The 11,757-nt window shown below is 38.6% G+C and carries 10 protein-coding genes and 7 pseudogenes; 3 read left to right on the top strand and 14 right to left on the bottom strand.

All coding sequences use genetic code 11. The annotated features are described in order from the left end of the window. Positions 1–225 (top strand): annotated as a pseudogene (locus ACPC58_RS10990) (hypothetical protein); the annotation flags it as partial. 35 nt (positions 226–260) lie between these two features. On the opposite strand, the gene ACPC58_RS10995 reads toward ACPC58_RS10990, so the two are convergent. The 9 genes and pseudogenes from ACPC58_RS10995 to ACPC58_RS11035 form a co-directional block, all read right to left on the bottom strand. Then, a complete protein-coding gene (locus tag ACPC58_RS10995; RefSeq protein ID WP_434065997.1) occupies positions 261–803 on the bottom strand; it encodes a tyrosine-type recombinase/integrase in 543 nt (180 codons plus the stop codon). Positions 804–831: 28 nt separating this feature from the next. Then, positions 832–1,128, bottom strand: a complete 297-nt coding sequence (locus ACPC58_RS11000) for a DUF4298 domain-containing protein (RefSeq protein ID WP_434065998.1) — start codon at positions 1,126–1,128, stop codon at positions 832–834. A 90-nt stretch (positions 1,129–1,218) separates the two neighbouring features. Continuing rightward, a pseudogene (locus tag ACPC58_RS11005) lies at positions 1,219–1,673 on the bottom strand (transposase); the annotation flags it as partial. A gap of 525 nt (positions 1,674–2,198) precedes the next feature. Next, a pseudogene (locus tag ACPC58_RS11010) lies at positions 2,199–2,954 on the bottom strand (ABC transporter permease). After that, a pseudogene (locus tag ACPC58_RS11015) lies at positions 2,951–3,055 on the bottom strand (spermidine/putrescine ABC transporter ATP-binding protein); the annotation flags it as partial. The pseudogenes ACPC58_RS11015 and ACPC58_RS11010, both read right to left, overlap by 4 nt. A gap of 131 nt (positions 3,056–3,186) precedes the next feature. Further along, positions 3,187–3,867 carry an IS6 family transposase gene (locus ACPC58_RS11020; RefSeq protein WP_434065999.1) on the bottom strand — a complete coding sequence of 227 codons (681 nt, stop codon included), beginning with the start codon at positions 3,865–3,867 and terminating at the stop codon, positions 3,187–3,189. A gap of 69 nt (positions 3,868–3,936) precedes the next feature. Further along, positions 3,937–4,320: pseudogene (locus ACPC58_RS11025) on the bottom strand (FtsX-like permease family protein); the annotation flags it as partial. Between the two features lies 1 nt (position 4,321). Next, positions 4,322–4,519: pseudogene (locus ACPC58_RS11030) on the bottom strand (ABC transporter ATP-binding protein); the annotation flags it as partial. A gap of 33 nt (positions 4,520–4,552) precedes the next feature. Further along, a pseudogene (locus tag ACPC58_RS11035) lies at positions 4,553–4,908 on the bottom strand (response regulator); the annotation flags it as partial. Positions 4,909–5,086: 178 nt separating this feature from the next. Here ACPC58_RS11035 and ACPC58_RS11040 point away from each other — a divergent pair. Beyond that, positions 5,087–6,268, top strand: coding sequence for a DUF2974 domain-containing protein (locus ACPC58_RS11040; protein WP_217374107.1), 1,182 nt, complete (start codon positions 5,087–5,089; stop codon positions 6,266–6,268). Between the two features lie 231 nt (positions 6,269–6,499). On the opposite strand, the gene ACPC58_RS11045 is transcribed toward ACPC58_RS11040, so the two are convergent. The 5 genes from ACPC58_RS11045 to hprK form a co-directional block, all read right to left on the bottom strand. Then, a complete protein-coding gene (locus ACPC58_RS11045) occupies positions 6,500–7,624 on the bottom strand; it encodes an aminotransferase (RefSeq protein ID WP_277837662.1) in 1,125 nt (374 codons plus the stop codon). Positions 7,625–7,809: 185 nt separating this feature from the next. Further along, positions 7,810–8,346, bottom strand: a complete 537-nt coding sequence (locus ACPC58_RS11050; protein ID WP_217374109.1) for a YtxH domain-containing protein — start codon at positions 8,344–8,346, stop codon at positions 7,810–7,812. After that, positions 8,330–8,740 carry a DUF948 domain-containing protein gene (locus ACPC58_RS11055; RefSeq protein WP_277837698.1) on the bottom strand — a complete coding sequence of 137 codons (411 nt, stop codon included), beginning with the start codon at positions 8,738–8,740 and terminating at the stop codon, positions 8,330–8,332. The genes ACPC58_RS11050 and ACPC58_RS11055 overlap by 17 nt, the downstream gene beginning before the upstream one ends. 13 nt (positions 8,741–8,753) lie before the next feature. Beyond that, positions 8,754–9,530: a prolipoprotein diacylglyceryl transferase gene (lgt, locus tag ACPC58_RS11060; protein WP_217374111.1), complete on the bottom strand. Its 777-nt coding sequence runs from the start codon at positions 9,528–9,530 to the stop codon at positions 8,754–8,756. 1 nt (position 9,531) lies between these two features. Next, entirely contained in the window at positions 9,532–10,464 is a 933-nt protein-coding gene (gene hprK, locus ACPC58_RS11065) for an HPr(Ser) kinase/phosphatase (RefSeq protein ID WP_217374112.1), read from the bottom strand. A gap of 246 nt (positions 10,465–10,710) precedes the next feature. On the opposite strand from hprK, the gene manA reads away from it, so the two are divergent. After that, positions 10,711–11,652: a mannose-6-phosphate isomerase, class I gene (manA, locus tag ACPC58_RS11070; RefSeq protein ID WP_217374113.1), complete on the top strand. Its 942-nt coding sequence runs from the start codon at positions 10,711–10,713 to the stop codon at positions 11,650–11,652. The last annotated feature ends 105 nt before the right edge of the window (positions 11,653–11,757 follow it).

Raw genomic sequence — 11,757 nt, forward strand, 5'->3', positions numbered from 1 at the left:
TCATTACTCTGTCCTCTCTGTCTTTTTTCTCAATTTTACACTAAAATAGATTTTTTGGAAAACTTTGCAACAGAACCCCTAAAACCATGGATGAACGAACAAAAAATCTCTCGTATTTTGTTTGTTCATCCACTAAAAATATGCGAACAGTATGGCTTCATTCAATCCTGTTCTTATAAGTCAAAAGCATTGAATCGTCCAAGGACGATTCAACAAAAAAAGTAGTCGTTTTTGGACGACTACTAAGTTCTAAACATTCATTACCCAAAATCAATTTGGTCTAACATCGTTTCTCGACTAGCTTGATCTAATCCAAGATACGTTAAGGTCATGGCTTCACTTGAATAGTTTAATAAATGCATCACTAAGCCAATATTATAGTTTGACTGGGTATAGACCCGATAAGCGCCTGTTTTACGCATGGTATGCGTTCCTAGATAGTTAATTCCTAAAAGATCACCAACTCGTGCCATAATCTTATAAAACTGTTTCTCGGTAATAGGACGATCAGGACGAGAAGTTGAAGGAAATAACCACTCTGAATTCATGTTTTGTTGGATTAGCCATGCATGATAAAGCATTAAATCTTGTTGGACAGGTTTTAAATATAACGTATTTCCATTACCTGTTCTTTGATCATGAATAAATGCAGTTTGTTTGACTGTTCCATCAAGATTAAAGACATCTGTTTTCTTTAATTTCATGACATCACTTACTCTAAACAAGGTCGCTTTCCCAACTTGGAAAATTGTATAGTTGCGACGACCAGCACGAAAACTATCAAGTAGTGTATCCTGCACCATTTTTAAGATATTTGAATCTTTGATATTTTTAAAAATTTTTGTACATTTTTGAAGTTAGGTCAAGCAATGCTCCAAGAAGTTCATTATGTTCACCAATCATATCATATAATTGGTCTTCTGATAAAACACCGCATTTTACTGGGATTTTTTCAATTTCCATATATTCAAACCATTTTTCGCTACCATAAAAATTGTTTAATTCAATATAGTTATTGTAAATTGAGTTAAATTTCTCAACACTATCAATTAAATTAGTTAAGGCTGGCATAAAATTGTCATATTTGTTTTCCATTTGTTGAATCAGCTCTATATCTTTGTTATCCATTTGAGAATCCTCTCTTTTTTAGCAATTATCTCATAAAGCAATTTTTAATGCAATCATTAGTATTTAATAAAGACCCGAATTGCTAGTTGATTATTTAGCCATGATTTGATACCCGATAGAATATCTTAAAGTCTCTGGTTCCAGTGATTTAGCTGATTTTAACAGTAAAGAATACGCTAAAAGTATCATCTCTAATTTCAATTGAAAACCTTGGAACCTTGGGGCGAACGACTTTTATAACGCTCAGCTCCTAGATTTGTCAAAAAAGAAAAAACTCGCTCAATCACTTTTCTACGTTTTGAAAAATTAGGGAAAAGGATTTTCTTTTGCTTCATGTTCTTCCTGACAGGTGTAATTAGATCAATTCCTTTTAATTCCAGGCTATCATGCAGTGACTGACCTAGATATCCCATATCTCCAAGGACTGTTGGTGTCCCAAATTGACTCAACACTTCCTCGGTCATTGAACTATCAGCCATTGAAGCAGGGGTAATTGTGTAGTCTATGACATAGCCCGATTCACTGACTAAAGCATGACATTTACATCGGTTCTGTTGCAAAGTTTTCCAAAAATAACTCACGGGCTGCGGCACATGACTACTCAACAGATTATCCAAAAATGGCAAAATCAGAATGGCCAGTCCCAAGTACAAGGTCAGCATATTCGCCAACGTATGACTCTCATGACGCCACTTGATCCACGCATTCCATAAGAGCAAGAAAGCTTGTAAGGTAAAAATCAGCCCAATCAACAGGATCAGCAACACAAACAACGTTCCACTGATAATGATCAACCAGTGGATATTGCTACCTAAAATTGTAATCGCCAGCATGGTTAAAAACGAATAGAAAAATAGCGAAAACCAAATACCGTTACCTAGGCGAACCTTATCGCGATGATAACACCAACCAAAAATGGTTCCAAATATAAGTGGTACTAACCAGCCCCAGTAAAACATTTCTGGAACTGGAACCCAAACCGCTGCGTCATTCACATCAATACCCCCGCATTAAGTTTTATTTCAGCTTCCATCATAGAGGACTCCCCGCGGGACTGCAATCAGGAGTCATTACTTCAACTGTTTTTGTTCATTATAGAAATTATGGTAAGTTAAATAGCACGCAATGATTGACCCCAAACTAGTCGCTGATAAGAGCATGAACGTGACCATAATTTGATACTTAATGGCCCGTACTGGATCGACCCCTGCAAAGACCAAACCGGACATCATCCCTGGCAGATTGACTAGACCCACAGTCTTTGCCGAATCAATGGTTGGTGACATCCCCGTACGAATCGCTTCACGCACGATGGCAATCGAAGCATCAAGTAGACCAGCCCCTCACGCCAACCGTTCAAGCACACCTTGCCGCTGGTCAGGAAACTGACTATTGAGGCTGCGATAAGCCAGCCCAATTGCGACCATTGAATTCGACGCAATCATACCAGAAATGGGAATCATTTGCGATGGCACAAACTTAATCGCACCAGATAGCACGAGAACGCCGAGTGTTACCCCCGTACTAACAAAAATGGCTAATAACGAAATGGCTAATGCATGGTCAATCCCCGGACCCCGTTTTTTCGCATTCCAAGCCGCATTGAAGATAATGAAGCCCATCATCGCCGGCGTTAGCCAAAAATTGTTGACTCGGAAAATATACTTTAGCAAGTAACCCACGATAAATAGTTGTACAACAGCCCGCACGACACCAATGACGATGTCCCTATCCAAGCCAAGTTTCTGCCACAAACTAATTCCTAACGCGACGAGCACTAACATTGCCGCCAAAAATAGCGACGTATTATTAACTACTAAATTCATCCGTGTACCTCCAATCTGCCAGCAACCACTTTCGCTAATTGATCTGCCGCAGCAATCTCTGTCGCATCATGAGTAATCATGATCGTCGTCACGTGATCCTGTGTCTTTCCACATGCTATTATGGAGGTTAACACAGTTCACAGAAAAACGAGGTCAAAATCAAACTTATGCCACAATCGGTTCTGATGCGAAGTTTGAAAATCAAACGCGCCCTCTCTGAACTCCAAATATCTTAGCCTGTTATTCCCATTAATATCTTGATTTCAGTAGACACCGAAAAGCCGAAGAGCGTTCCATTTCTTCGGTTCTTTCTATATATTCCTCGAAGGGTCTCCATGCCCTTAATCGTGGAAGAGGCTGTGCGGAGACTCTGATAAAATTTATTTCGTCGTTTAATAGGTCGATGGTCTTGTTCTATTAAATTGTTAAGATACTTCACAGTTCGGTGCTCTGTCTTAGTATATAAACCCACACTCTGTAACTTTCTGAAGGCGAAGCCAAGAGAAGGTGCTTTATCGGTCACAATTGCTATCGGCTCACCAAACTGTTTATGGAGTCGTTTTAAGAAAGCATAGGCTGCTTGCGTATCCCATTTCTTTCGTAACCAGATATCTAAGTTTAAGCCGTCCGCATCAATTGAACGATAAAGATAATGCCAACGTCCCTTAATTTTGATATAGGTTTCGTCCATTTTCCATGAATAGAAGGATTGTCTATTTTTCTTCTTCCAAAGATAATAGAGGACTTTGCTGTACTCTTGCACCCAACGATAAATCGTAGTATGACAAACATTTATTCCACGATCATATAACAATTCCTGAACTTCACGATAGCTTAGATTGTAACGCAGGTAGTAACCAACAGCGACAATAATGACGTCTTTTTTGAATTGTTTGCCTTTAAAATGATTCATTACTCTGTCCTCTCTGTCTTTTTTCTCAATTTTACACTAAAATAGATTTTTTGGAAAACTTTGCAACAGAACCGCCAGTCCTAAAAGGAGGCCGGTCGAAATAGTGCTAGTTGAGTAGACCACATTTTCTAGCAAAGTCATCAAAAGAAGGTGTTTTTTCTCCAAACCCAGAATACTATAGACACCGAACTCTTTTGACCGTTGCTTGATGACAAAACTATTGGCATATAAAACCATAATAGCAACTGCTAACATGACCACAATCATACCAAACCCCAACACTTGGGTCACTCCATTTGCTCCCTTGACTTGACCTAAATCAGGATGAAAAGCTAATGATGCAAATATATAAGAAATTGCTGTGGAAACAATGGTCATTATTGCGTATGGGTAGTAGAGACGACGGTTCTTTTTTAGATTGGTTAGCGCCAATCGAAAGCATAGTCCAAACATACTACTCACCTCGATTCGCCATAAGAGTCAGAGTATCTGATATCAACTGAAACATCTCTTGACTGGTCCGCTCACCTCGGTAGATTTGGTTATAGAGAATACCATCTTTGATAAATAAAACCCGTTTTGCCCGACTTGCTGCAGCTGTCGAATGGGTTACCATCAGAATTGTTTGCCCCTGCTGATTAATTTGTTCAAACCAGAGTAAACTCTACTCACCAACAAAATCTTAGGTTCTTCTCAAAAGTCCTTGTATTTTTGCTAAAAGTACTGTCATTTCAAAGGGTTTGGTCACAAAGTCATCCGCTCCCATATTAATCGCCATGACAATATCCATTGGCTGATCATGCGAAGACAAAAACATGATGGGGACACGAGAGGTCTTACGGATTTCCTGACACCAATAATAGCCGTTAAAGAAAGGAAGACTGATATCAAGTATAATCAAGTGAGGTTGAAAATCGTCGATTAGCTTCAAAATCGTCTGAAAATCCTTTACTTCTTGGACCTGATACCCCCAATTCGTCAAGTTTTTAGCGACCAATTGGCTAATGGTTTATCATCTTCGACTAGAAAAATCTTCTGCATCTGTATCTCCTTTCACTCTTCTATTATTATTATAGTCTATTCTATAAAATACATGCAAATTTATTCAGTGGAAATGAATGTGAAATTTTTATGAAAATGGCCAAATAACTATACGAATAGTTGTCATCTATGCATGATTAGGTTATACTATTTATCTATAAGAAAACTTGAGGTTTTTATGCCAAATTTACTAGATTACATTAAAAATATCCAATACGATAGTTTCTATGACCAAGCTATTAATAAATTAGATATTCTAGCCTTGACAGAATTATCTTATCTCCCCTTTGACGATCTTGTTCCGACAGAATTCACCAGTTCTGGTATTCGTATTGATAAATTATTTGATGCTTTCAATGAAAAATACAATCAAAAATTTCCTCCTTTTACCATGGTCACAAAGAGCCGCTTAACTCTTTTTGAATTAATGGCTAGCTCAAAACGCTATAAATACTTGAAAGCATTTGCCTATGTTAATGATTATCAGATTGATTTACAACAACAATTTGCTGCAGTTAGCTATCACTTGGATAGAGATACAGTGTTGACCTGTTTCCGTGGCACCGATGATACCATCATTGGGTGGAAGGAAGATTTCCATATGACCTATATGAAGGAAATTCCTGCACAACAATCTGCCAGTCGCTATTTGCAGGATATCATGGCTGCTCAACATTCTGATTTTTATGTTTCAGGCCACTCGAAGGGTGGTAATTTAGCAATTTATGCTACTTCTCAACTTCCACCAACCCTTCAACAATATATTTTGATTGTTTACGCTTTTGACGCTCCAGGACTTCATAAACAGTATTTGACGTCGGATGGGTATTTGGGAATCAAACAAAAAATTGTACCGATTATTCCTCAAAATTCCATTGTAGGGATGATGTTGGAAACACCAGAAAAAGCGCAAATAGTGAGCAGCCGCACAATCGGTTTATTACAACACATCAGCTTTTCTTGGGAGGTAGATGGGTACGATTTTCGGACCGCCCCAGCCCTTACTAAAGAAAGTTTGCAAATTGACCGTACCTTAAAAGCATGGACTGCTAGTCTGACAGAGGAAGAATTACAAGCCTTTTTCGATCTATTTTTTGGTATTTTCATTCAAGCTGGTATCGAACGTTTTAGTGACTTTGTCATCAATCCCTTGCAAAAATTACAGGAGATTGATCGATTAAGAAAAGAATTCTCCCCTCAAGAAGCCGAGATGATGGATAAACTCATTCGCATGCTCTTTGATACCCGTTATCAAATCTGGCTAGAGGGATGGAATAATCGCCTCCCAAAACCCGACCTAAATTTCCCTGATTGGAACGATCTCTTTACTCTCCCAACTATCAATAAAAATAAAAGCTAGTTTAGGTTCTCTAAGCTAGCTTTTTTTATGTACATTAAGATTATACTGCTTGAAAATCAACATATCCTCTCGTCAAGATCCTCGATGAGTGAAAAGTTCTAGTGCTACATTTCTGCCTGTTACCTTAAAAAAAGAATACCAGAAGTTGCTATCTTTGACTTAAAGATAGACTGAGAAGAACTCATATCATTTGTGATGAGTTGTCAATGGATCTTCGATTCTAGTTGATTTTCAATGACTTTTGTCGTATGCTGCTAAAGCATTTCCTAATAGCTCCAATCCTTTTTTCAGTGTCTCTTGGTCACAGGCATAACCAATGCGAACATACCCCTCTTTTTCAAATCGACTTCCAGGTACTACCAATACCCCATATTTTTCTAATAGGTTCAAAGAAAATTCTTCAATCGGAATGGGAACATCCAATTTGACAAAGGAGGTTGAGACAAAAGCAGGTTTTATATAGGATGCCCTAGGTTGCATAGATACCCAATGGTCCAAAATTGATAGATTTTCGTGGATAATGCGGTGGTTTCTTTTCCAAATTGCCTGGCGATTTTCCAAAGCAAGCTGAGCCACCATATCATCGAATACACCTGCGCAAATCAAAGTGTAATCCCTATAATCACGTAAAATGGAAATGACCTTCTCATTTGCAGCGACCCAGCCAATACGAATACCTGCTAAGGAGTAGGTTTTGGACAAACTGTTGACTGCTATGCCATTTTCATACAGGTCTACAATGGAAGAATTGTTGTTTTCTGAAAACGATGTGTAAATTTCATCAACTAGTATATAGGCACCAACACTGGCCGCAATCGTAGCCACTTCTTTTAGGAAAACATCATCCATTACCGCACCCGTAGGATTATTGGCATTATTTAAACAAATCATCTTTGTCTGAGGGCGAATTAATTGACGTAAATCATCTAAATCTGGTAACCAATTCAATTCTTCTTTGATCTGCCAGTATTCAAGCTCTGCACCTAGTGATTTTGGAATATCATAGAGCTGTTGGTAAGTGGGATAGAGCGAAATAATATGATCACCTGGTTCAATTAGACTAAAGAGGGCTAGAAAATTTGCTCCAGTAGCACCATTTGTCTGTAAGATATGTTCTGGTCCGATTGTACGATAGAGTTGACTGACCGATTTCTTAAACCCTGGAGACCCCTCAATCCAGCCATAATCCAATTTTGTCTTTCCCAGTTCCTTGTAAAATGTCGCTGCAGAAGTATTGGTCAACTCAAAAAGTTCATCTAAGGTTAATGATTTGATGGAAACCCCTGCAATATCATATTTTGCATTTTTTTCATGGACATTCAGCCATTCTTCAACCCCAAAACGTGGTAATTTCATCTTAATCTTCTTTCTAATATTCTCTATCAATCATTGTAACATGAAATGATTATTTCAATACTGGAAATAATAGAATTTAACAAGGTTTTTGTGGCAAAATTATTCCTTCCGTCACAAATGAACAAATTTCTTGTCAAAAGAAAGAATCAATTTAGCAATGCTAAATTGATTCTTTGACTATTATTTTAGAGGTTGTGAGACTCTTCGCTATCATTTGTTGGTGCTTCAGTTACTTCCTTCACAGTAGGTTCAACAACAACAGAATCAATATCAATTTCAATATCCTCTGAAACTACCACAGCATCTTCAATATCATCAGCCGTTACATCAACTGTTGGTGCTTTAGCGGTTTTAGCTTTAATTGCATCTAGAATATCCGCTGTAGAAAGATTTTGTTCTGCAATTTTTTCTTTGATTTGTTCAAAGGTTTCCAAAGATTTTTCCTTGCCAGATTTGACCAAGTCTTCAACTCTCAGTTCACCAGTTTCAAGTTGTGTTTTCACTTCAGTGAACCGTTCAGATGCTTGTTTTCCTAGATCTTGAGCTTTGTTCACGAAATCAGCATTGATTTCATCATGATTTTCCTTATAATCATTTGCAAAATTGACTACCTTTTCTTTGACTACTTTACCAGTTTTGCTTGCTAGAAATGCAGCAGCTGCTGCACCTCCGGCTGCTCCCAATAAGAGACTGGTTAGTACACTACTAGATTTTCTTACCATTTTTTTCTCCTTTCCTACCTAAGAGAGATGAGATAGCTGACAGTGCAGAGAGCGCTCCACCTGCCTTCACTGTACTTGCTCCAGCAGACTTAGCCTTGACTGTCAAATTTCTTGCTGATTTATTCAGGTCAGAAACAGAAGTTGACAAGTCTGCCACTGCTACAAATAGCGGATCAAGAGTAGCAACTTTTCCATTAACATCTTCTACCAACACATTGGTTTTAGCTAATAGCTCATTGGTCTGGTAGAGTGTTACATTCACATCACTAGTCAAGACCTTTAAGGTTTGTTGCGCTTCATCCGTTACTGTATTCAATTTTTTTAAAAACAAAATAATGTATACTGCCACCGCCGCGATGGACAAGGCAATAATCAACACTGAAATTTCAATAATCATATTCTCTCCTTTATGATTGATAGAACGGAATAGTTGCTTTTCTCCTCCGTAGTACAACCATGATAATACCAACGAGGATTAGGATTCCAGACAACCATTGTGAGACGCGTATGCCCAAGAACATGAGACTATCCGTCCGCAATCCTTCAATTAAGAGACGACCACAACCATACCAAATGAGATAAAAAGCTGTGATTTCTCCCTGTTTGAGAAGTTTAGGACGTCTGCGTAATATACAAATCACTACAAATCCCAATAAGTTCCACAACGATTCAAATAGGAAGGTTGGTTGACGATAAGCACCGTCTATATACATCTGATCACGTATGAATCCTGGTAAATAATTTAGGCTATCAACAGCTTTACCATAAGCTTCTTGGTTAAAGAAATTTCCCCAACGACCAATCGCCTGAGCCAACATAACCGATGGCGCAACGACATCTAGAAAATCTAGAGTTTTGATAAAGCGGTACTGTGTAAAGAAATACAAGATGATGGCTCCCGTAATCAAACCACCATAGATAGCGATTCCGCCATTCCAAATTGCAAAAACGGATAAGATATTGTCTTTATAGTCGCTCCAAGAAAAGGCAACGTAATATATTCTCGCTCCAATAATGGAAAGTGGAAAGGCAATCAAGATAAAATCTAAAATATCATCTTGAAGGATTTTCTTGCGTGGAGCCTCTTTTACTGCTAAGTAAACTCCGAGCATTAAACCAAGTAAAATACAGACGGCATACCAACGAATCTCTAGGGGGCCTAATGTAATTGCAACTGGATCCATCTTAGTTTTCACTCCTATTGTGTTCAATTAAATTGGAAAGACGCTCCTCAAATAATTTTGTCGCATCAAATCCCATTTGTTTTGCTCGGTAATTCATTGCAGCTGCTTCAATCACTACAGAAATATTTCGTCCTGTTTTTACAGGTATACGAATTTGAGGAACCGCTATCCCAGCAATCTCAATCGTCTCACCAGAATTTCCCAGTCGGTCAAACACCTTGCCAGTTTCAAAATTTTCAAGGTAGACTGCTAATTGCACTTCTGATGAATCTTTAACGGCACTTGCACCATATAGACTCATCACATCAATAATCCCAACTCCTCTAATTTCCAATAAATGACGAAGTATTTCTGCAGGCTCACCCCAAAGGGTAACATCATCTTTGGCAAAGACATCAACTCGGTCATCAGCCACCAATCGGTGTCCTCGTTTAACCAACTCTAGGCCCGTCTCACTTTTACCAATACCAGAATCACCTTGGATTAAAACCCCCATGCCATAGATATCCATCAGGACACCATGAACACTGGTACGTTGTGCCAATCGACTATCTAAATAAGAGGAGAGTTCCCCTGACAGTCGACTAGTTGCAGTTTTACTTCTACAAATTGCAATCTGTTTTTCCTTAGCAGCCTTATACATCTCTTCAGGAATTTCCAGACCACGGGCAACAATAACAACAGGCGTTTCTGGCTGGAACATCTCAGAAAGGACCTGGTAACGGTTATGAGCAGTCATTGCTGTCAAATAGGACCATTCCTTCATACCAATCAGTTGAATCCGTTCTGGGGCGTAATAATCAAAGTAGCCAGTCATTTCCAATCCTGGTCGGGTAATATCTGCAGTTGTAATCGGTTTTTTCAGGAGCTCTTCAGTACCATAAGCACATTCAATCCGCAGATTATCGACCAGATCTTTTACATAAACGGTCATCTGTTCCCTCACTTTCAGTTTTATTATATTATACCATAAGTTAGCGCTTGCAGGGGAAAGAAGTGGACTATATTAATAAAAGAATAAGTTTACTTACTTATTTAATTAAAGTCAATAAAAAACACTCATGCTATCAGATACACAATTCTAACAATTCTGTTATACTTTTCTCATGCTATCAGATACACAATTCTAACAATTCTGTTATACTTTTATAGTAGAATTCTTTTTAAAAAGGAGATGAATATGGAACCCTTGTTTCTCACACCTGTAATGCACGAAAAAATTTGGGGTGGTCAACGCCTGAAAACCAACTACCACTACGATATTCCTAGTGAAAAAACTGGTGAATGTTGGGCTATATCTGCCCACCCAAACGGCGTAACAACAGTCTCAAATGGTCAATATAAAGGAAGAGGACTGGATGACCTCTATCAGAATGAAAAACATTTATTTGGCAATCCCACAGATAATGTCTTTCCATTATTAACCAAAATCCTTGATGCAGACGATTGGCTTAGCGTCCAAGTCCATCCCGATGATAGCTATGGCTTGGCTCACGAAGGTGAATTAGGCAAGACAGAATGTTGGTACATTTTAGAAGCCGAGGACGGAGCTGAAATCATTTATGGCCACAACGCTCAATCCAAAGAAGAACTCCGCCAGCAAATCGAAGCTGGAGATTGGGACAAGCTGTTGACCCATGTACCCGTCAAAAAGGGTGATTTCTTCTTTGTACCAAGCGGCACCATGCACGCCATCGGTAAAGGTATCATGATACTAGAAACCCAACAATCTAGCGATACAACCTACCGTGTCTATGACTTTGATCGCCGTGATGATGCAGGCAACCTCCGTGAACTACACATTGAAAAATCGATTGATGTGCTGACAATTGGTCCAGTTGCCAATTCAACACCTGCCAAGCTTAAAATCGATCATCTTGATTCGACCGTCTTAGTAGCAAATCCGTTTTTTACAGTCTATAAATGGGATATTCATCAAGAAATCAAAATGAAACAGACCGTTCCTTACCTGCTTGTCAGTGTCATCGAAGGGGAAGGTGCCATCCAAGTCGGTGAAACCAGCTATCCACTTCAAAAAGGTACCCACTTTATCTTACCAGCCGATGTATCAGACTGGACCTTTACAGGTCAAATGGAATTAATAGCTAGTCACGCAAACTAAATAAAATAAAAAAACTTGAGCATTAATATGATATACTCCCCTTATAGTGGACAGTGAAAAAATAAAAATTTTCACTAGAAACTATAAGGGGAGTTTTATTATGTC

Source organism: Streptococcus sp. VTCC 12905, from assembly GCF_049893385.1.
Classification (GTDB): domain Bacteria; phylum Bacillota; class Bacilli; order Lactobacillales; family Streptococcaceae; genus Streptococcus; species Streptococcus suis_AA.

What these genes read in the sequence shown, in the direction of transcription:
- ACPC58_RS11050 (WP_217374109.1), bottom strand. Translation starts at nt 8,346, where the DNA reads ATGGTAAGAAAATCTAGTAGTGTACTAACCAGTCTCTTATTGGGAGCA.
- ACPC58_RS11040 (WP_217374107.1), top strand. Translation starts at nt 5,087, where the DNA reads ATGCCAAATTTACTAGATTACATTAAAAATATCCAATACGATAGTTTC.
- ACPC58_RS11020 (WP_434065999.1), bottom strand. Translation starts at nt 3,867, where the DNA reads ATGAATCATTTTAAAGGCAAACAATTCAAAAAAGACGTCATTATTGTC.
- lgt (WP_217374111.1), bottom strand. Translation starts at nt 9,530, where the DNA reads ATGGATCCAGTTGCAATTACATTAGGCCCCCTAGAGATTCGTTGGTAT.
- ACPC58_RS10995 (WP_434065997.1), bottom strand. Translation starts at nt 803, where the DNA reads ATGGTGCAGGATACACTACTTGATAGTTTTCGTGCTGGTCGTCGCAAC.
- ACPC58_RS11045 (WP_277837662.1), bottom strand. Translation starts at nt 7,624, where the DNA reads ATGAAATTACCACGTTTTGGGGTTGAAGAATGGCTGAATGTCCATGAA.
- ACPC58_RS11000 (WP_434065998.1), bottom strand. Translation starts at nt 1,128, where the DNA reads ATGGATAACAAAGATATAGAGCTGATTCAACAAATGGAAAACAAATAT.
- manA (WP_217374113.1), top strand. Translation starts at nt 10,711, where the DNA reads ATGGAACCCTTGTTTCTCACACCTGTAATGCACGAAAAAATTTGGGGT.
- hprK (WP_217374112.1), bottom strand. Translation starts at nt 10,464, where the DNA reads ATGACCGTTTATGTAAAAGATCTGGTCGATAATCTGCGGATTGAATGT.